Origin of the sequence: Nonomuraea jabiensis, assembly GCF_014204795.1 — a bacterium.
GTDB lineage: Bacteria > Actinomycetota > Actinomycetes > Streptosporangiales > Streptosporangiaceae > Nonomuraea > Nonomuraea jabiensis.
In genome coordinates, this window is the sequence record NZ_JACHMB010000001.1 from 3,420,182 (window position 1) to 3,439,922 (window position 19,741).

19 protein-coding genes are annotated in these 19,741 nt (G+C 68.7%); 11 read left to right on the forward strand and 8 right to left on the reverse strand.

Features of this window, described 5'->3' with window-relative positions; translation table 11 throughout:
* Positions 1 to 41 precede the first annotated feature (41 nt).
* Positions 42 to 1,232 carry a MarP family serine protease gene (locus tag HD596_RS15380; RefSeq protein ID WP_185069898.1) on the forward strand — a complete coding sequence of 397 codons (1,191 nt, stop codon included), beginning with the start codon at positions 42 to 44 and terminating at the stop codon, positions 1,230 to 1,232.
* Between the two features lie 10 nt (positions 1,233 to 1,242).
* Here the strand turns inward: HD596_RS15380 and HD596_RS15385 are convergent, their stop codons facing one another.
* From HD596_RS15385 to HD596_RS15395, 3 genes are read right to left on the reverse strand one after another with little or no spacing between them, the layout of a single operon-like run.
* Positions 1,243 to 1,686 (reverse strand): DUF309 domain-containing protein, encoded by a 444-nt coding sequence (locus HD596_RS15385; protein WP_185069899.1) that lies wholly within the window; start codon positions 1,684 to 1,686, stop codon positions 1,243 to 1,245.
* Positions 1,683 to 2,603 carry an alpha/beta fold hydrolase gene (locus HD596_RS15390; protein ID WP_185069900.1) on the reverse strand — a complete coding sequence of 307 codons (921 nt, stop codon included), beginning with the start codon at positions 2,601 to 2,603 and terminating at the stop codon, positions 1,683 to 1,685. The genes HD596_RS15385 and HD596_RS15390 overlap by 4 nt, the downstream gene beginning before the upstream one ends.
* The gene (locus HD596_RS15395) at positions 2,593 to 3,033 is read right to left on the reverse strand and encodes a phage holin family protein (RefSeq protein WP_185069901.1); all 441 of its coding nucleotides are present in this window, start codon (positions 3,031 to 3,033) and stop codon (positions 2,593 to 2,595) included. Before HD596_RS15395 ends, HD596_RS15390 begins: the two co-directional genes overlap by 11 nt.
* Here HD596_RS15395 and HD596_RS63755 point away from each other — a divergent pair.
* A complete protein-coding gene (locus HD596_RS63755) occupies positions 3,032 to 3,163 on the forward strand; it encodes a hypothetical protein (protein WP_281398242.1) in 132 nt (43 codons plus the stop codon). The genes HD596_RS15395 and HD596_RS63755 overlap by 2 nt on opposite strands.
* 168 nt (positions 3,164 to 3,331) lie before the next feature.
* On the opposite strand, the gene acs is transcribed toward HD596_RS63755, so the two are convergent.
* On the reverse strand, positions 3,332 to 5,305 hold the full coding sequence (gene acs, locus HD596_RS15400) for an acetate--CoA ligase (protein WP_185069902.1): 1,974 nt from the start codon (positions 5,303 to 5,305) through the stop codon (positions 3,332 to 3,334).
* Between the two features lie 298 nt (positions 5,306 to 5,603).
* On the opposite strand from acs, the gene HD596_RS15405 reads away from it, so the two are divergent.
* The 5 genes from HD596_RS15405 (at position 5,604) to HD596_RS15425 (ending at position 12,837) form a co-directional block, all read left to right on the forward strand.
* A complete protein-coding gene (locus tag HD596_RS15405) occupies positions 5,604 to 6,386 on the forward strand; it encodes a Fic family protein (protein ID WP_185069903.1) in 783 nt (260 codons plus the stop codon).
* Positions 6,387 to 7,954: 1,568 nt separating this feature from the next.
* A complete protein-coding gene (ssd, locus tag HD596_RS15410) occupies positions 7,955 to 8,995 on the forward strand; it encodes a septum site-determining protein Ssd (protein WP_185069904.1) in 1,041 nt (346 codons plus the stop codon).
* Positions 8,992 to 10,176, forward strand: a complete 1,185-nt coding sequence (locus HD596_RS15415) for a TadA family conjugal transfer-associated ATPase (protein WP_185069905.1) — start codon at positions 8,992 to 8,994, stop codon at positions 10,174 to 10,176. The genes ssd and HD596_RS15415 overlap by 4 nt, the downstream gene beginning before the upstream one ends.
* A 22-nt stretch (positions 10,177 to 10,198) precedes the next feature.
* Positions 10,199 to 10,906 (forward strand): type II secretion system F family protein, encoded by a 708-nt coding sequence (locus tag HD596_RS15420; RefSeq protein WP_185069906.1) that lies wholly within the window; start codon positions 10,199 to 10,201, stop codon positions 10,904 to 10,906.
* A 1,142-nt stretch (positions 10,907 to 12,048) separates the two neighbouring features.
* The gene (locus HD596_RS15425; protein WP_185069907.1) at positions 12,049 to 12,837 is read left to right on the forward strand and encodes a type II secretion system F family protein; all 789 of its coding nucleotides are present in this window, start codon (positions 12,049 to 12,051) and stop codon (positions 12,835 to 12,837) included.
* A 461-nt stretch (positions 12,838 to 13,298) separates the two neighbouring features.
* Here HD596_RS15425 and HD596_RS15430 read toward each other — a convergent pair whose 3' ends face one another.
* From HD596_RS15430 to HD596_RS15440, 3 genes are all read right to left on the reverse strand, one after another.
* Entirely contained in the window at positions 13,299 to 13,835 is a 537-nt protein-coding gene (locus tag HD596_RS15430; RefSeq protein ID WP_185069908.1) for a hypothetical protein, read from the reverse strand.
* Positions 13,836 to 13,939: 104 nt separating this feature from the next.
* Positions 13,940 to 14,407 carry an SRPBCC family protein gene (locus tag HD596_RS15435; protein ID WP_185069909.1) on the reverse strand — a complete coding sequence of 156 codons (468 nt, stop codon included), beginning with the start codon at positions 14,405 to 14,407 and terminating at the stop codon, positions 13,940 to 13,942.
* Entirely contained in the window at positions 14,404 to 14,637 is a 234-nt protein-coding gene (locus HD596_RS15440) for a hypothetical protein (RefSeq protein ID WP_221519337.1), read from the reverse strand. The genes HD596_RS15435 and HD596_RS15440 overlap by 4 nt, the downstream gene beginning before the upstream one ends.
* Before the next feature lie 406 nt (positions 14,638 to 15,043).
* Between HD596_RS15440 and HD596_RS64770 the strand changes: the two genes are divergently transcribed.
* From HD596_RS64770 to HD596_RS15450, 3 genes are read left to right on the forward strand one after another with little or no spacing between them, the layout of a single operon-like run.
* Entirely contained in the window at positions 15,044 to 15,517 is a 474-nt protein-coding gene (locus HD596_RS64770) for a DUF4244 domain-containing protein (protein WP_313044157.1), read from the forward strand.
* The gene (locus HD596_RS60390; RefSeq protein ID WP_221519338.1) at positions 15,514 to 15,906 is read left to right on the forward strand and encodes a TadE family type IV pilus minor pilin; all 393 of its coding nucleotides are present in this window, start codon (positions 15,514 to 15,516) and stop codon (positions 15,904 to 15,906) included. Before HD596_RS64770 ends, HD596_RS60390 begins: the two co-directional genes overlap by 4 nt.
* A gap of 37 nt (positions 15,907 to 15,943) precedes the next feature.
* Positions 15,944 to 16,300, forward strand: coding sequence for an Rv3654c family TadE-like protein (locus HD596_RS15450; RefSeq protein ID WP_313047540.1), 357 nt, complete (start codon positions 15,944 to 15,946; stop codon positions 16,298 to 16,300).
* 29 nt (positions 16,301 to 16,329) lie between these two features.
* Here the strand turns inward: HD596_RS15450 and HD596_RS15455 are convergent, their stop codons facing one another.
* Complete coding sequence (locus tag HD596_RS15455) at positions 16,330 to 17,070, reverse strand: class I SAM-dependent methyltransferase (protein WP_185069912.1); 741 nt, start codon at positions 17,068 to 17,070, stop codon at positions 16,330 to 16,332.
* Between the two features lie 703 nt (positions 17,071 to 17,773).
* Here HD596_RS15455 and HD596_RS15460 point away from each other — a divergent pair.
* Complete coding sequence (locus tag HD596_RS15460; RefSeq protein ID WP_185069913.1) at positions 17,774 to 19,621, forward strand: hypothetical protein; 1,848 nt, start codon at positions 17,774 to 17,776, stop codon at positions 19,619 to 19,621.
* Positions 19,622 to 19,741 lie beyond the last annotated feature (120 nt).

Here is a 19,741-nt window from a genome sequence, read left to right on the forward strand (position 1 = left end):
AGACGTGCACACTTGACCGTATCCCTGGTTAGCTTTGAAACGTGCGCGGTGATCTGCTTGACCTCATCTTGATCGGCCTCGTGATCGCCTTCGGCATCTCGGGTTACCGGCAGGGCTTCATCATCGGGGTAATGAGCTTCGTGGGGTTCGTCGGGGGGGCCGTGCTGGGCGTCTTCATCGCGCCGCCGATCTCCAAGGCCCTGGTCAGCGGCGACACCCCGCAGGCGCTGCTGGCCATCGTGATCGTCTTCCTGGCCGCCACCATCGGCCAGTTCGCGTCCTCGACGCTCGGCGCCGTCGTGCGCAGCCACGTCACGTGGGAGCCCGCCAAGGTGGCCGACGCGGTCGGCGGCACGTTCTCCAGCGCGCTGTCCGTGCTGGTGATCGCCTGGCTGATCGGCTCGCTGATCGTCTCCACGGCCTTCAGCCCCCTCGTCGACCAGGTGAAGAACTCCGCGCTGCTGACCACCGTCGACGACGTGATCCCGCAGGCCGCGCGCAACTGGCAGCAGCCGTTCAAGAAGTTCGTCGACCGGTCGGAGTTCCCGCCGGTCTTCGACGCCATCGGCGGGGGCACGATCATCGACGTGCCGCCGCCCGACCAGAGCGTGCTGCAGGGCTCCAAGCTGGGCCGCGCCCGGAAGGCCATCGTCAAGGTGCAGGGCAACGCGGAGAGCTGCAACAAGCACATCGAGGGCACCGGCTTCGTCTACGCCCCCGGCCGGATCATGACCAACGCCCACGTGGTCGCCGGCGTGACCCGTGGCCTGCAGGTCATCGACTCCACCAACACGCCCCACGAGGCCACCGTCGTGCACTACAACCCGCGCCGCGACATCGCCGTCCTCTACGTGCCCGGCCTCGACCTGCCGCAGCTCTCCTTCGACGACGACGGCTCCCGCGGCGACAGCGCCATCATCGCCGGGTTCCCCAAGAGCAAGGGGTTCACCGCGGAGCCGGCCAGGATCGGCGGCCAGCTCGAGGCCGAGGCGCCCGACATCTACCGCGACGCCACGGTCAGGCGCAAGGTGTACGCGATCCGCGGGAAGGTGCTGCCCGGCAACTCGGGCGGCCCGCTGCTCACGGTGGACGGCCGGGTCTACGGCGTGATCTTCGCCGCCGCGATCAACGAAGAGGAGACCGGCTACGTCCTGACGGCCGAGGAGGTCGCCCCCGACGCGGCCCAGGGCCGCAACGACACCACCCCGGCCAGCACCCAGAAGTGCGACTGACGCCCGGTTGTCAGCGGGGGAGCTTGTCCAGGATCGCCGCGACGGCCTCGTCGGGGTCGCTGTCCTGGCCGAAGCCCGAGGCCGCCTTGCCGACCGCGTCGTACGCGCCGCCGTATCCCTGGACCCTGGCTGCTCCACGGCCGAAGAGGGTCAGCGCCCCGCGCCCGTTGCCGCGCTGCAGGTGCGTCAGCCCGACGCAGATCTGCGCGAGGCCCTGCCACAGCTCGCGCTCGTCCTCCGGCGCGCATTTCCAGCGGCCCTCGAACACCTCGTGCGCGTTGAACGGCAGGCCCTCGCCGAGGAAGCGGCGGGCGTCGGCCAGGGCCTGTTCGGTGGTGGGCGCGTAGTCGTCGGGGACCCGGGGCACCCCGGGCTCGCCGTAGGGGAGCGGCCTGCCGTACGCGTCGCGCGGCCTGGCGTTACGCGGCCTGCCCTCGGGATCGCGGTCTCTCATCGTTCGGGCTCCGGATCGGCCAGCCAGCCGAGCAACTCGGTGTCGAACACGTCGGGGATCTCCTCATGGGGGAAGTGGCCGGCTCCTTCGAGCAGCCGCCACCGGTACGGGGCCGCCACGTAGCGGCCCGAGCCGTGCGCCGTACGCGGCAGGGCGCGCGGGTCGAGCGCCCCGTGCAGCTGGAGCGTGGGAGCCTCGACCTCGGTGCGCATGGCCCTGGCGTAGCGGCGGCCGTCCGGACGCAGCTGGGAGCGGCCGAACCAGCGGTGGTACTCCAGCGCGCAGTGTGCCACGGCGGGGATGCGGAACGCCTCGCGGTACGTACGCGCGGTCTCGGGATCGGGCCAGCCGGGCCGCGACCAGTCGTCGAGCAACCGGCCCACCAGGGCCCCTTCGCGGCGCCTGAGCCGGTGCTCGGGCAGCAGCGGCAGCTGGTGGCCCAGCGACTGCCGGCTGGCCTTGAGCTGGCCGAACGGGTCGGTCAGCAGCGCCTTGCGCAGGCGCAGGGGATGCGGGGCGGACACGGCGATCAGCCGGTGCACGCACTTGGGGTCGAGCACGGCCATCGTCCAGGCCAGCAGCCCGCCCCAGTCGTGCCCCACCACGATCGCCCCGGTCTCGCCCAGCGCCCTGATCAGGCCGGTCGCGTCGGCGGCCAGCGTGGGCAGGTCGTAGCCGCGCGGCGGCTTGTCGCTGCCGCCGTAGCCGCGCAGATCGGTCGCGACCGCCCGGTAACCGGCCTTCGGCAGCGAGACGAGCTGGTTGCGCCACGTCCACCAGAACTGGGGGAACCCGTGCAGCAGCAGCACCAGCGGCCCCTCGCCCGCCTCGACGACGTGGAAGCGGGTGCCGCCCGCGTGGACCGCGCGGTGCGTCCAGGGGCCCTCGATCTCTACGACCGACTCGTCAGGCGCCATCACGTGTCACCGGCTCACGATCGGGACGGACCGCGGGCAGCGTCTCGTCCTCGGGCGTGGCGATCTCCTTGAGCCCCTTGATCGACCTGGCGGTGCGCTTCATCCCGGCCAGCCCCTTGAGCCGCCTGACCCCGACGAACACCAGCAGCCCCGCCACCACCAGGTAGAACACCGTCACGATGAGGAAGGCCAGCCAGTTGGGCAGCCACTGGGCCAGCACGAACGCGATCGTGAACGAGGCGAGGATCAGGCACAGGTGCGCCATGAAGGCGGCGGCGGCGAACAGGCCGCCCGCCGTGCCGACCCGCTTGGCGTCGAACCTGAACTCGGCCTTGGCCAGCTCGATCTCCGAGCGGACCAGGTCCGAGATCTGACTGCTCGCCTGGGCGACCAGCGAGCCCAGGGATTCTTCCTCGGGAGTCTGCGGCATGAACGTCTCCTATCGAGGCCTGGTGGCCGTGTCAAACATCATCCAGCGCGATGCGACGCTCGCGTACCGTGTGAAGCGGCACCGCCGCCAGGAGCTCTTCCGACAGTTTCGCCAGGCCGAGCCGCGCTGACAGCCAGGCGCCCCGAACACGCCGAAACTTGTCGAGCGCAGTCCCGCTATCCCAGAACTACCCGATCGAACAAGATAGCGCCCGTGCCGGGCACGCCGGGCTTCGCCCCAGGGTCTCAGGAGCCAGGCGTATGCCCCCTTTATCGGGACATACGCCTGGAATGGGGGATCAGTCCTCGGACTTGGCGGACGGGAGCTTCTCCGAGATCAGGTTCATCACCGTGCTGTCGGCCAGCGTGGTGACGTCGCCGATGCTGCGGTTCTCCGCCACGTCGCGCAGGAGGCGGCGCATGATCTTGCCGGAGCGGGTCTTGGGCAGCTCGGGCACGACCAGGATCTGGCGCGGCTTGGCGATCGGGCCCAGGGTCTTGGCCACGTGGTTGCGCAGTTCGGCGGCGATGTCGTCGCTCTCCTCCGCCGAGCCGCGCAGGATCACGAACGACACGATCGCCTGGCCGGTGACCGGGTCGGTCGCGCCGACCACCGCCGCCTCGGCCACCTTCGGGTGGCTGACCAGCGCGCTCTCCACCTCCGTGGTGGAGATGTTGTGGCCGGAGACGAGCATGACGTCGTCCACGCGGCCGAGCAGCCACAGGTCGCCGTCGTCGTCCTTCTTGGCGCCGTCGCCGGGGAAGTACATCCCGTCGAACCTGCTCCAGTACGTGTCGATGTAGCGCTGGTCGTCGCCCCAGATCGTGCGGAGCATCGACGGCCACGGCTCGCGTACGACGAGGAAGCCGCCGCCCCCGTCGGGGACGCTGTTGCCCTGGTCGTCCACCACGTCGGCGGCGATGCCGGGCAGCGGGCGCATCGCGGCGCCCGGCTTGCCCGCGGTGACGCCGGGCAGCGGGCTGATCATGATGGCGCCGGTCTCCGTCTGCCACCAGGTGTCGACCACGGGGCAGCGCTCACCGCCGATGTGCTCGCGGTACCAGACGTACGCCTCGGGGTTGATCGGCTCGCCGACGGAGCCCAGGATGCGCAGGCTGGACATGTCGAACTTCGCGGGGATGTCGTCGCCCCACTTCATGAACGTCCGGATCGCGGTGGGCGCCGTGTAGAGGATCGTGACCTTGTACTTCTGCACGATCTCCCAGAACCGGCCGCGGTGCGGGGTGTCGGGGGTGCCCTCGTAGATGACGCTGGTGGCGCCGTTGGCGAGGGGGCCGTACACGATGTAGGAGTGGCCGGTCACCCAGCCGATGTCGGCCGTGCACCAGTAGATGTCGGTGTCGGGCTTGAGGTCGAAGACCGCGTGGTGCGTCCAGGCGGTCTGGGTGAGGTAGCCGCCCGTGGTGTGCAGGATGCCCTTGGGCCTGCCGGTGGTGCCGCTGGTGTAGAGGATGTACAGCGGGTCCTCGGCGTCGTGGGGCTCTGCGGTGTGCTGGTCGCTCTGCCGGTCGACCAGGTCGTGCCACCAGACGTCCTTCTCGCCGAAGGCGACGTCCTGGCCGGTACGGCGTACGACGAGGACCTTCTCGACCTGCGGGCACTCGGCGACGGCCTCGTCCACCGTGGGCTTGAGCGCCGACGGGTTGCCCCTGCGGTAGCCGCCGTCGGCGGTGATGACGAGCTTGGCGTCGGCGTCGTCGATCCGGCTCTTCAGCGCCGTGGCCGAGAAGCCGCCGAACACCACCGAGTGGATCGCCCCGATGCGGGCGCAGGCCAGCATCGCGATCGGCAGCTCGGGGATCATCGGCATGTAGACGGCCACCCGGTCGCCCTTGCCCACGCCCAGCTCCTGGAGGGCGTTGGCGGCCTTGCTGACCTCGCGCTGGAGGTCGCTGTAGGTGAGGGTACGGGTGTCGCCCTCGGGCTCACCCTCCCAGTAGTAGGCGACCTTGTCGCCGCGGCCCTCCTCGACGTGGCGGTCGACGCAGTTGTAGGCCACGTTGAGCTCGCCGCCGACGAACCACTTGGCAAAGGGGGCGTTCCACTCGAGGGTGGTCTCCCACCGTTTGGCCCACGCCAGCCTCTCGGCCGCACGCTCCCAGAAGGCGAGACGGTCGGCGGCGGCCTCGTCATATGCGGCGGCGGTCACGTTGGCGGCCGCCGCCAGGTCAGCCGGCGGTGCGAACCGGCGATTCTCCTGTAGCAGGTTGGACAGCGCCTGGGTCTCGTTACCAGGGGTCTCCGGGGCCACCTCGTGCTCCTTCTATGGCCAGATTGCAGGGTCGTGTCCCACTTCACCAGCTCACGGCCTCCACACACAAGAGGTCTAGACAGGTCTGTACCGATGGGGGCCCGCTTATCAGGTCGCATGACAACCGCTATTGAAACGTTGTCATCCTGAAATCAGGTGGGGACCCATAAAGGGTTCCGCATATTCGGCCGCCCCGGGATTTCGCTCTTTGAGCGCGCGTCGCCTTCACCCGAGGCGCTGGTACGGTCGTCACCCGGTGGAGCGAGAGCGGTCGTACCCGCCGGTAAGGTCGGTTTCCGTGAGTGACCCACTGGCTGTCATCGCGGAGTTCCCCGGCGTCCCCGAGGCGGTCGACTCCGCCAGGCAGGCCGTCGACCGGCTGTACCGCCACCGAGTCCTGCGCCGGGCCAGCCCGGCCGTCTCGACGGAGTCGTCCCTGCGGGGCGCGCGGGCCTCGGCGTCCCTGGAGGGCGTGGACGTGTCCCTCGACGCGCTGCGCCGGGACGAGGTTCACGACCCGCTGGTCCAGGGAGCCCTGCGGGCGTCGGCGGAGCTGGGCCGCCTGGGCTCGATGTGGCGGACGGCGCCGAGGCAGGTGCTGGCCCGCCTGCACACGGTGGCGGCCGCCGGCCTGGCGCCGCAGTCCGCCCTGGGGCGTCCGCGGGCGACCGACGAGGCGCCGGACCCGCTGGGGCTCGGTCCCGCGCCGGGGGCTTCGGAGACGGCGACGCGCATGGAGGGGCTGCTCGGGCTGCTCGAACGGCCCACGAAGGCGCCCGCGATCGTGCTGGCCGCCGTCGTACACGCGGAGCTGGCCGTACTGCGTCCCTTCGGCGCGGCGGACGGGATCGTGGCGCGCGCGGCCGAGCGCCTGACCCTGGTCGAGTACGGCCTGGACCCGAAGTCCCTCGTGGCCGTGGAGGTGGGGCACCTGGAGCAGGCCTCGTACGCCGGGGGGTTGAGCGCGTACCTGAGCGGGACCCCGGAGGGCGTCGCCCAGTGGGTACAACAGTGTGCCTCCGCAGTAAGTCTGGGGGTGCGCGAGGCGGCCGCCATCTGCGAGGCGATGCAACGAGGCTGAGGTCGCGCGGGCGCAGGCGCAGGTGGGAGCGTTGGACCGGACCCCCGACACAGCTGACGGCGTCTCCGTCAAGAGACGCCGTCTGCCGGCGCATCACACCGGGTTACCAAGCGTGCACCTCTATTCGTCGGAGCGGGTCAAGCCCGTCACGACGCGCCTCCCGCGGCTGGTCGCGCGTGGGTACCCGGCTGATGCGCCCGGACAAGTGGTCCGTGAGACCTTTCTACGTCGGATCCGCCCTGATGGGAACCCCTCCGACCAAGACCTTTACCCGCCTATGAGCCGGGCCCCGGCATACCTCGCCGTCGCCACCCTCCGTGACCTGGTTACCAACCTGTGATGACTACGGAGAGTAGCCGTCTTTATGTGATCGTTATGGTGTGGACAAAAAACTTGGCGAAAATGCGAGATTGCTCCTCGACGAAACTCGAGTCCATCGGGCAGCATACGGGGGTATCGCCCGAAACTGGAGCGACCGTGCACGGGGTTGCTTTGCCAGTCCCTTGCCAGGCTCTGGTGAAGTGATGAAAGCTTTCTTCTGAAACGGGACCGGCTCTACCCCCCCGGAGCCGGACCGATCAGGCGACCCCCGCTCTCCCCCCCGGCGGGGGTCGCCCCTTTTCCGCCCCCGCTCGCACCCCACCGTCCCGGTCGCCCTCACCCCATCCCGCCTCCCACGGCCTCCTCCGCTGCGGCGCCTTCCCGCAGCGCGTCTCCTACGCCTCCTCCGCTGCGCTGGCCTCCGTGGCGCGTCTCCCGCGACCCCGTCCGCTTCGGCACCTTCCCGCAGCGTGCCTCGCGTTGCCCCCTCTGCTCGGCACCTTCCCGCAGCGCGTCTCCCACGGCCCCTCCGCTACGGCGCCTTCCCGCCGCGCGGCTCCCGCGGCTCCCTCCCCTACGGGCCTCCCCGTATCGTGCCTTCCACGGTCTCCTCCACTTCGGTGCCTTCCTGCAGCGCGCGCCTGCCACCGCGCCTCTCACCGAGCACTTGCCGTGTCCGCGCTCTCCCACGGATCGGCCTCTCGCCATCACGGTTCCGCAGAGCGCGTCCAGCCGAGCGTTCCTCATCACCCGTGCCCACCCACGGACACCGGCCCCCATCGCGACCTCCTGCGAGAAGCCTCTCGCCGAGCAGCCCTGCGACTGGACCGGCTACCGCCGCAGCCACCCGCAGCGCCTCTCAGGATGCCCACCCGTCACCACTCCCTTCACCACAGCAGCCCCAACCACCGCGCCGCATTCGTGCACTCCGACCCGACCCCGACCGCCGCCGTTGCGAGACTCGACCGCCCCCGCCTGAGCACTCTGGCACCCAGCGCACCCGCACCCGAGCATCCTGGCGTCCCCAGTCGCATCCGAGCGCATACCCGCCACAACGCGGCCGGCACCCACGCCACCCCACCCCCGCGACCAGCACCACGGCCCCCATTGCACCTCCAGCCACCAGGCCACTTATCCACAGACCGGCCACACCCCCGCCCAACAATCCCCAGAATCCCGTTCACCCTCTCCCCAACCCACCCACCTCCAGCAAGGTTGGCCTCCCGACCCGACCCCGAGAGGCCGACATGCACCGCCCCCTCGTCATCACCGAAGACCACGCGCTCCTCGACGACCTGGTCCGCATAGCCGCCGCAGCAGGCGCCCAACTCGACGTGGCCCACATCCCCGCCCACGCCCGCCCGTTCTGGAACCTGGCCCCCCTGATAGCAGTAGGCGCCGACCAGGCAGACGCCGTGGCCGCGAGCTCACCCCCCACCCGAGATCAGGTCCTCCTCGTGACCCGGGCCCCCGACGACCCGGACACCTGGCGAAAATGCGTGGCCGTAGGCGCCCAGGCCGTCGTGACCCTCCCAACCGACGAGCGCCACCTGGTGGAGCGGTTGGCGGACGCCATGGAGCCCGACCCCCGCTCAGGATCGGTGATCTGCGTGATCGGCGGCCGAGGCGGGGCAGGCGCGAGCGTACTGTCGGCGTGCCTGTCCCTGCGTGCCTCGGGCGACCACCTCCGTACCTTGCTGGTGGACGCCGACCCGCTGGGCGGTGGCATAGACGCACTGCTGGGCCACGAGGAGGCGTCGGGCGCCCGCTGGGGAGACCTGGTCGCCAGAGAGGGCCGGATCAACTCCAGCGCGCTTCAGGCCGCACTGCCGTCGTTCGGCGACCTGGCGGTCCTCTCCTTCCACAGAGGCGAGGTGGCGGCGATCCCCGCCCAGGCCATGCGTTCCGTCCTCGAGGCGGGCCAGCGAGGCTTCGACCTGATCGTCGTCGACCTCCCCCGCCACCTCGACCCCGCCGCGATCGAGGCCCTCACCAGAGCGAAGACCACGCTGATGGTGGCCACGGCCGACGTACGCGGCATCCTCTCGGCCGTACAGGTGCTGGGCGAGACCCGCAAGCACACCTCGGACATCCGCGCCATCCTCCGCCCAGGCGTGGTGGACGACGACATGGCCGCGGGCGCCCTGGGCATCCCGTCCGCCGGCACCCTGCCCGACCAGCCGAGACTCACCGCCACCCTCAACCGGGGCGAGCTGCCCAAACTGGGCCCCCGCACCGTGATGGGCGCCCTGTGCAGCACACTCCTACGAGACCTCCTCCCGACATGACCGCCCCGCAACCACCCGCATCCGCAGGAGCCGTGTCCCAGGAACTGGTCGAAGCAGTCCGCGTACGCCTGGCCAGAGCGGGCGTGGAGCCCAGCGCCGCCCAGGTGGCAGTGGCCCTGCGAGCCGAGAAATCCGTGTACGGCGACGCGGAGATCCTCGCGGTGGCCAGGGCCCTCTGCGCCGACCTCATGGGCGCCGGCCCTCTGGAGCCGCTCCTGGCCCGGCCAGACGTGACGGACGTCCTGGTCAACGGCCCACGCGAGGTGTGGATAGACGATGGCGGCGGCCTACGCCGTACCTCTGTGACCTTCACGGACGACGGGGCGGTACGCCGGCTGGCCCAGCGCCTGGCCTCCGTCGCGGGCAGAAGACTCGACGACGCCTCCCCGTACGTCGACGCCAGACTCGCCGGCGGCATCCGCCTCCACGCCGTGCTTCCGCCGGTGGCGTCCGGCGGCACCTGTATCTCGCTACGCCTACCGCCCCGCCGTACGTTCACCCTGGACGACCTGGTGTCGGCGGGCACGATCACCCCATCCGCCATCCCGGTGCTGACCGCCATGGTGTCCGCCAGGCTGGCGTTCCTGGTGACGGGCGGCACGGGCACCGGCAAGACGACACTCCTGTCAGCCCTGCTCTCGCTCGCCGACCCGGCCGAACGCCTGCTCCTGGTGGAGGACTCAGCCGAGCTCCGCCCCCTCCACCCCCACGTCGTCCGCCTGGAAACCCGTCCGGCGAACCTCGAGGGCGCGGGCGGCGTGACCCTGCGCGACCTGGTACGCCAAGCGCTGCGCATGCGCCCGGACCGCTTGGTGGTCGGGGAGGTCAGAGGCAGCGAGGTGGTGGATCTGCTGGCCGCCCTCAACACAGGCCACGAAGGCGGCTGCGGCACCCTTCACGCCAACACCGCCGCCGACGTACCCCCTCGCCTGGAAGCACTGGGCTGCGCAGCAGGCCTGACCAGGGAAGCCGTACACAGCCAGCTGGCCGCGGCGCTAGACGCGGTCATTCACCTCACCCGCGGCCGCCCGGACGGCCGACGCCGCATAGCCGAGATCTGCCTGCTCTCCAGAACGTCAGCCGGCTTCGTCGAGTCGACCCCGGCCCTGACCTTCGACCCGACGGGTAACTCCCGACCCGGCCCCGCCTACGACTCCTTCTCCCGAAGAGCCCAGCCATGATTCCCAGCCCCAAGGCCACGCGATGACCGGCGCCCTCATAGCAACTCTGTCCACAGCCTGCGCAGTATGGCTGTGGACAGCCCCAGACACCCCCACCACCCGCCTGACCAGGCTGGTGACAGGCAGGGACAAACCCCGCTGGACATCCCTCACCACCCGCCTGACCCGCCCCACCGCCGCCCGCCGCGCGCAGCTCTGGCGCCACGCATCGATCGAGCTGTGCCAGTCCCTGTCGGCAGAGCTGTCAGCCGGCCGCACCCCAGGAGAAGCACTGACCAGGGCAATCGCCTCCGTGGACTTCCCGGCCGCAGAAACCCTGCGCCCGGTCATCGCCGCGGCAAGAGACGGCGGCGACGTCTCCGCAGCCCTCACCTCATCGGCCCCACCCGAGGGTGGCGAGGGCCTCCGCCAACTGGCAGCCTGCTGGGAAGTAGGCGTCACGGTAGGGGCCGGCCTGGCCGCATTGGTCGAGCGAGTCGCGAGCACGTTACGCGCAGCCCAAGCCCACCGCCAGGACGTCGCCGCCCAACTCGCGGGCCCCCGCACCACAGCCCGCCTCCTGGCCGTACTGCCGGCCCTCGGCCTCCTCATGGCCGCCGCCCTCAACATGCACCCTCTGGACTTCCTCCTGGGCAGCCTCCCCGGCCTCATGTGCCTGATAGCAGGCATCGCCCTCGACGCCTGCGGCCTGTGGTGGACCAACCACATGGCCACCCAAGCGCAAACCTAACCAAGACCCCAACCAGCAACCCAAACCCAACCCCAAAAGTGGAACCCACACCAACCGGAGCCTCACCCATCCACCACACAGCACCGCCACCTACGCGGAACTGGCCCAACGGCATCGCCATCAAAAAGTTCGCCCATTCGGAACCGCCGCCCGGCTCCGAACCCCCACCTCATGCAACCAGCCGCACACCTCGGCACCCCAGCGGAACCGGCCCTCAGCAGAACACGCGCCCCACCATGCCCCGCGCACCGAGCCCGCCATTCACCAGCCCGCCATTCACCAGGTCCGCCACGCAGCAAGCCCACCACCCGCCAGGCCCACCACCTACCAAGCCCGCCATCCGCTGAGCCCGCTACGCCCCTAGCCCGCTACGCAGCAACCCGCCACCCGCTAGGCCCGCCATCCACTGAGCCCGCTCCGCGCCGAGCCCGCCACGCAGCAACCCCGCCACGCGCAACCCCGCCACCTACCAAGCCCGCCACCTACCAAGCCCGCCACCTACCAAGCCCGCCACCTACCAAGCCCGCCACCTACCAAGCCCGCCACCTACCAAGCCCGCCACCTACCAAGCCCGCCACCTACCAAGCCCGCCACCTACCAAGCCCGCCACCTACCAAGCCCGCCACCTACCAAGCCCGCCACCTACCAAGCCCGCCACCTACCAAGCCCGCCACCTACCAAGCCCGCCACCTACCAAGCCCGCCACCTACCAAGCCCGCCACCTACCAAGCCCGCCACCTACCAAGCCCGCCACCTACCAAGCCCGCCACCTACCAAGCCCGCCACCTACCAAGCCCGCCACCTACCAAGCCCGCCACCTACCAAGCCCGCCACCTACCAAGCCCGCCATCCACCGAGCCCCCTACGGGCCGAGCCCCTACGGGCCGAGCCCCTACGGGCCGAGCCCCTACGGGCCGAGCCCCTACGGGCCGAGCCCACTACGGGCCGAGCCCACTACGGGTCGAGCCCGCCACCCTTCAGATCCGCCGGCGCAGCAACCCACCACTCACCGGCCCGCCGCCTACCAAGCCCGCGCTACGCCCCAAGCCCGCCACCCGCCAGGTCCCCCAGCCACCAAGTCGGCCACTCACCGAGCGCACCATCACCAAGCCACACCACACTGATCCGATCGGACCCGCCCAATGCTCGAATGGCTCGCTGCCTTCCTCGCCGGCCTGGCCACATGGCTGTGGTTCTCTCCTCAAACCCCGGCCGAGCGCCTTTCCCGACTGCGCCCGCCAGCCAAGCCCCACCCTCAAGAGCCACATCCAAACCAGCAAACGCCAGCCCCCACTGACGGGCCACTTTGGCAAGACTCGCCTCCGACCCGCATCACCGGCAAGACGATCACCATCGCCACCTGCACCGGCCTATTCACCGCACTCCTGATCGGCGGCATCCCCGGAACCATCGCCGGCCTCCTGATCACCCCAGCCGCCGCAGCCTTCCTCCACAGGAAACAACCCCAGCAGACCCACAACGACCGCCGCCGAATCGCCGCCGACCTCCCCTTCGCCGCCGACTTGATGACCGCATGCCTGCTCGCCGGCCGCCCGGTGAGTGACGCCACGGAAATCGCCGCCAACGCGATCGGCGGCCCCCTCGGCCAGCGGCTGAAATGGGTCAGCACTCAACTGCGCCTGGGCGCCGACCCCGATCCCACCTGGGCCACGCTCGCCAAGGACCCAGCCACGGCCCAGCTCTCCCGAGCCATGAGCCGAGCGGCTCAGAGCGGCGCACCGGTAGCGGATGTCCTTACCCGCCTGGCAGACGACGCCCGAGAAGCCGCCAGAGCCGATTCCGTCGCCTCAGCCAGAAGCGTCGGCGTAAAAGCAGTAGCCCCCCTCGGCCTCTGCTTCCTCCCAGCATTCGTCCTGCTGGGAATCATCCCCGTAATAGCCGGCCTGGCCTCCACGATCATCATCCCCTGAAGCTTGTACGTTTCCCGGACAAGCGGATCACGAAGGGCCGAAGAATCACCCTTGCCAAGCCCGGGCTCGCGAAAATCAGCCCTCAACATCAAGTCAACTCAGCACACCGAGCGACGCCCACACGGCCCCACCCCTCTTCTGAGCTCCCCCTGGACGACGGGATCGATGCCCACCAACGAGGGGCGACACCTGCGACCCCGCACCGAGCCTTGCGATCGATAACACAAGGCCATCCAGGCAAACGCCCAATCCAGGCCGCCTGACACCACCCACCCCCATCGAGTCCGCCGAGGCCACGACCGCCGAAGCATCCTGCCCGCGCAACCCGCTGCCGAATGGGCAGCCCACCAACGTCACCACCCCCGTATCAAGCATGGCCTGAGCTTTTGGTACAGATCGGAGAGATCAGGCCAAGCCGTATGCCGGGTTCAGCAAGCCATTGCGTCCGTGTCGTCAGTCGATCATTGCGCTCGATCGTGACCGGGGTCTTTGCAGCCTCGCGGTCGGTGGGAGGTGAAGTGCTCGTTCATACGCCGTCGAAGGGCTGCGATCTCGTCTCCCTCGCCGCCAAGAGCGGCGAGGTCTTGCTTTATCTCCATCTGGACGTTGCTGATCTCGGCCTTCAACTGGGCCATGTTGGTCGGGGTGCCGTCGCTGCTGCGGCACTGGCCCGCTTTGAGCGTGCGCAGGTGCAACAGCAGCTCGAGGATTTGTGCCTCTAGGTCCATGAATTCCTGCCTTTGTGCCAGCTCAGACAGATTGTAGGGTCTGGTGACGGGCCGGATTTGGCTGTGTAAGTCCACGATGACAGAAAGTCCACACCCATGACAGTCATCTTCGCGTGCAGCAAGAGTGTAGTTCTTCATACGCAAGCTGATGTTGTTTCTCCCGCAGGAGATGCTCGGGCCCCCCGGCCGCAGCCGCAAATAACTCATAATTGGCAGAAATGGAGAGAAAGCAGCCAATCCGTGGCCTGCCAGCGCGTCGAAGATCGACAACGAGAAGGCTCTGCGCCGGATAAGTCAATGAGCAAGAGACCCATCCACCGGAGACCGCGCCGACACCGTGAAGCCCTGCTGTCTGCGCGCAGAGCCGCGCCCGTTTACGACTGGGCGGCCGCGCTCGGCGGCCGGGACCCGAGGTGGCGCGCAATCTCCTCCTCCCACGACTGCAGGAAGTCCGGATAGCGCTCGGCGAACTCGTGCAGAGGCCCCTCGCCCTCTGGCGTGAGCGCGGTCAGAGCGTACGTGACCCGTACCGTGCTGCCGCCCTGCCCATCCACGTCCACCTCGACGGTGACGGTCCCGGCCCGGGAACCGGGTGTGACCCTGGCGTACGAGACGCGCCGTCCAGGCTCGCGCTCGACCACCACCCAGATGGTCCGCTCGCTGTGCGCGCCGGTTTCGAAGACCGTGCCAGGGGCGGAGTCGTCATCGGCCTTCACCGGGAAACGGGGCTGCCACCCGGCCACCCACTGCTCCTCCCCGCGCGGTGTGAACAGCGTAAATGCTTCCACCGGCGGCAGCGCGACCGCCAGCCGTCCGGTGAGCGTGTATTGCGCGCCACTCATCGCTCGGTCAGCCGATGCGCGTCGGCGGATGTCAGCGTCAAGCCGTACACAGCCTTGAGTTGCTCGATCTTGTCCAGGGTTGCGGGCGTGAATGGCGCCTTGCCGTCGAAGGAGTGCAGCGCGATGCCCTCCACCAGATCACCCAACGAGATGTCGAGGTATTCGGCCAGTCCCTTGAGCACCTTGAGCACGTTCTTCTCGAGCCGCAGACCTGTCTGTACGCGTTCCACTGTTACCATGGTAACAATGTACGCCTCATGGCGACGCCGCACGGCAGCCTCCAACGACCAGGCAACGCTTGGGCAGCGTCGTCTCCGAGCGCCGGCAGCGCTCGGGCAGTGTCGCACCTGAGCATTCCGCAACGCCGCCTCCGCGTGCGCAACGCATTGCCTGGGCACTCCCTCTATGCCGCAAGGCCGTCTCCAAGCCCTCTACGTGACCTCCAGGCTCCAATGGCGCTCTCCGGGTCCCACCTCCACGCCCTAATCCGCACCGAGACGCTTCATCCACAACGCCGGGCTGCGGAAGTCCCTCATCCACAGAACGCCGTTCGGTCCATCTGTCGCGACCCGGCTTCGGCCAACCTAAGGGCACCCGCCGGACAAACCCCGGCTCCGAGCGCCACCTGGAGGCACGATGCACAGTCCCGCCACCACGCCAGACGACATCAAAGCCACCCCAGCATCCAGTCACACCACATCGAGCAACAAAACACTCAGCAAGTTCTCACTCGGCCGCACCCGCATCACCCGAAGCGCCCCGTCAGTCCTCAACACCGCCGCAGAAGCCACTACGCACACCGCCCGGCCGGCAAGGGAAACCTCGACCAAGTCTCTGAGGGAAGCCTCGACGTCGCCTGGCACACGAAACGGATCACCCGAGCCGGCCCCGATCGGGCACGCCACCCACCCCGCTCCGGCTCGGCACAACAGATGGTTTCATTACGCGACAGTCAATCGTGAGCGCGGCATGTCCACGGCCGAATACGCAGTAGGCACGATTGCGGCCTGCGCTTTCGCCGCACTTTTGTTCAAAGTGGTGAGCAGCCCAGAGGTCCAGGAAATGCTGAAGTCCCTCATCGATCGAGCACTCAACACCGCCACCGGATGACCGTCCGCCAAGCGCGGACCTCCTTGGGCAGGAAGCGGTCGGCATCGCGGGGTTCGGTCACGGCCGAGACCGCCGCGATGCTGCCCGCGCTCATGGTCGTCCTCGCAGCCGCGCTATGGGCCGTCCAGGCTGTCAGCGTCCACCTCGAGTGCGTGGACGCGGCCCGCGCCGCAGCACGAGCCGCGGCCAGGGGTGAGCCTCTCGACCAGGTCATCACCCGAGCCCGTACGGCCACCCGCCCGGGGGCGCAGGTAGCCGTAACCCGCGACACGGAAACCACAAAGGTTCAGATCACCGTAGAAGTACGACCACCCTGGGCCTACTCATTGCCCGCAGTACGAATATCCGCCGCGGCCGTCGCCGACACCGAGCCCGGATATCCCCCATGAACACAGGCAAACGGTCCCGGCAGGCGAGGAGGTCCCCATCAATACTAAAGAAAAAGGCTCAGCCACACTCTGGGGTGTAGCTCTCATGGGTCTTCTGATGGCGGTGGCCACAGCGTTCGCCACACTGGGCGCGGTACGCGTGGCACGCCATCGCGTACACAGTGCCGCCGACCTGAGTGCCCTTGCCGCAGCCAAGCTAGCGATAATGGATCCAGAAACCGCCTGCGCCCGAGCCGCTACCCTGGCCAGCCAGAACGGCGTGACGCTGACCCAATGCAAAATTACTGACGAAATCGCCGATGTTTGGACCTCGCTGTCGATCTCGCTGCCGATGGTAGGCTCCCGGACGCTGACGGCCAGATCTCGGGCCGGTCCAGCGGAAACGGGCCCTTGATCGCAGCCTGGGCCGTGCGCGCCTGGTCATCAAGCGCGCATGCCGGAAAGCAGCAGAAACAACGGAACGCGGAGCCGGCGCGCCAACTCGTCAGCATCCCCAGCGAAGCGGGCCTCACAAGGTGCGCACTCGCGCAGCGAGCTCAGCGAAAATCCCGACCTCGTGAGTGCGACAACATAGTCCTCTATAGTGCGGTGAAACCAGGTGACGGTGCCACCCATCCATTCTCTTTCCCGTGGCCCTTGGAGAAAGTAGTCATCAACAACCCAGGATGTTCGTTTGTCCCGCACGCCGGAGTCGTGCGAGGTCAGAACCGGATGAACGACCGTGAAGACGATGCGTCCGCCGGGTGAAAGGCATCCATGGAGGGCGGCCAGCACGGGCTCGATATCCTCGACATAATGAAAAGCCAACCGCGAAACAACCAGATCGAACGAAGAGGGCGGAGCGGAGAAGTCTTCGATATCAGCCATCTCGACGCGGCCGGCCGTTCCGCATAACGCCGCGTTGGCGGCATCGACCATCGCCGCCGAGCCGTCCAATCCCAGGTAACTGCGACAGCCCGCATCCAACAGGACTTGTGCGATGGCCGCATCCCCGCATCCGAGATCCAACACCCGAAGCCCCGTGACCTCACCCAGCTCCTCCAGGAAAGCCGGTTCCTCCATCACATGGTTGGGGCTCGACGCGCCACTGTGCCGATGGCCGAGGTACCGCTCGGCGACTTGAGGCGCGTCGTAGAAGGATCCGCCGCGTTTGGTTCCGGTCACGGCCCCGAAGTGTAGATCGGTGACCTCGCCGGAGCTGTCGTTGCCGAGGAGGTGGTGGCGTAGGAGGGGTGGGACGACCTGAGGTCGGAGCTGCTGGCGACGGAGGGGAAGTGGGTGGGTGGGGAGCTAAGCGTGAGGGAAGGGTGGGGTCGCGGTTGGCTGAGGAGTAGGTGGTGAGGGCCGAGATCGCTCTCGGTCTGCGGCTGAGGTGCGGTTCAGGTGAGTTGCTCTGCGTTGCACCGTCCTCTTTGCGCTCGTGGGTGTAGTCGACCGTGTGCGGAATCCGCTTGCCTCCGCGAAGACTATGTCGCCCCCTCGGCCTCGTCGTGGGCGAATAGGCGGCAAGGTCACTGGGGCGTGAATGTGGCGAATGACGACATTTCGGTTGATGCGAAACGTGGTGAATGGATCTAATGAGCGGCCGAAAACGGTGGGGCGCTTGGGGTTTGCGGGGCTAGGTCGCAATCAAGTCACGACTTCTTAGACATGGTGTCCAAGAGTTGTGTATCTACCGTAAGGTTCCGCTTACCCTCGGTCCATGCCGTATGTGACAAGGCGCCTGTGAGCGCCGGATCGAAGTCGCTAGGGTGCGGGTCCGGGGACGGTCGGTGACCGTATCGGCCGGGCGGACTGCACTTCCGATCGTCGCGTGAACGCCCCAGGGTGGTCAGGCGGCGCGAGGCTCTCGATGGAGGGAAGCGTCGTGACGGTAGTCGGCAGAGTGGTGGCCACAGGGATGATCGTGGCCGGCTCCATCGCGCTTGGCGGGACCGCTCAGGCCGCCGCGGTGACCTGGCGGGCCGACACGTCGGGCCAGATCACCTCGCCCGCTGACGGCCAGGTGCTTTCGAGCTCGTCTGTGACCGTTTCCGCGCATACGGGCGTGATGCAGCTGAACATGGGCCTATACGTCCAGGGGCCCTCCACACCCAACCAGAAGGTCGCCGGAGGGGGAGCGAACCAGACGATCTCCGGCACGTTCGACGCCGGCAACGCCCCGAACGGGACCTTCACCGTGACCCTCAAGGGAGAGATCACGGGGAGCCAGTACGCGAGCAGCACGTTCAAGCTCCGGCGGCCGCCCGAGGCGCCGGGCAACGTGAACGCGACCCGGCAGGGCAGCGCCAAGGTCCAGTTGACCTGGAGCAAGGGCTCGGAGCCCGACCTGCAGTCGTACGAGGTCTCCAACAGCCAGTCCGGCATCGTAGGAAGGCTGCCCGCCGACAGCGCGTGCGCCGGGTCCACATGCCAGGCGGTGCTCGCCGTGCCGGCGAAGGCGAAGGGCCAGAAGGTGGGGTTCACGGTCAAGGCGTTCAGGGGTGACGGCGACGGCGGGTCGATCGGGTCGGGCAATTCGGCCGCCGCGTACGTCGCCTTCCCCGCCGCGCCGACACCCACGCCGACGAAGAAGACCGCCGGCACCAGGACCCCGAAGACCACCAAGAACGTCGACTCGCTCCCCACACTGCCCGCCAAGAGACAGACCCTGCCGACGACCAAACCGACGACGCACAAGCGGACGGCGGCCAAGCTTCCGGAAATACCCGACGCCGACCCGAACGGGAACCTGCCGATCCCTACGGCCGACGAAACGGGCGGTCTTCGCCCATCTGACGCGAAGGGTGGCGCGGACACCGCTCCCGTCCAACCCGACGTGAAGGCGCAGTCGAGCGAGTCACCGATCGGGAACCTCGGCCAGTACGGCCTCTACGTCGCAGCGGGTGTCCTCCTGTTGCTGTTCGGCGCCCATGCGGGGGCCTGGGCGAGGCGGCGGGCGCTCGCCACGAGTGAGAGCTCCATGCCTGGTACGGCCAGAGCGGACACGGGTGTGGGCACATCGCCGGCTGGCGGGGTTCAGACCGCCCATGCGAACGAAAGCGTTTCAGTCACCATGGCCCCGCCCCGGCGACGGCCCGCCGTGATCCTGGCCGTCGCCAAGACCCGGATTCCCGACCAGTCCCGGATTCCCGACCAGTCCTGGGATCAGCGGCCGGTGTCCGACGGGAGTTCCGAAGGGTCGGCTCCGGAACGGTCGTCGGCGCCGCCCGCGCTCGATCGGAAGCGTGAGGAGGCCCCCGCCGCGTTCGGGATGGAGCGTGAGGAGGTCCCTGCTGTGTTCGGGGTGAAGCGTGAGGAGCCCTCTGCGGCGCTCGGGGTGGAGCGTGAGGAGGCCGCCGCAGTGTTCGGGGTGGAGCGTGAGGAGCACCCCGTCGCGCTCGATCGGAAGCGTGAGGAGGCCTCCGCTGCATTCGGGGTGGAGGAGGTGCGAGACGTCCCGGAAACCCGCCAGGGGCCCGTGCGCATCACCTTGCCCAGTTCCGCGGTCACGGATGTCTCCGAGTCCGACGCTTCCCCTGTCCGGCCCGCCGTACGGATGGAGGATCGCTGGGACGATTATCTGCCGCCGTCTCCACGGTCAATGGAGGACAGCGGGTTCTGGGAACGCCCGCAGCCGGGGGCGGACGATTTCTGGTCCGGCGACGATGACGACAAGGGTGAAGGCGAGGAACGCGCTTTTGTGGGACCTCGGCAAAGAGACGGCGAAAGCTGAATCGCTTATTTGGCTCGGCTTATCGATCAAACACGTCCGAGGTCTGGGTTGGCGTGCGACAGTGCAGGTGGAGCCCAGTTTTGAGGGGTCGGGCCAGCAGGTCTAGCGCGAGCGGCAGGC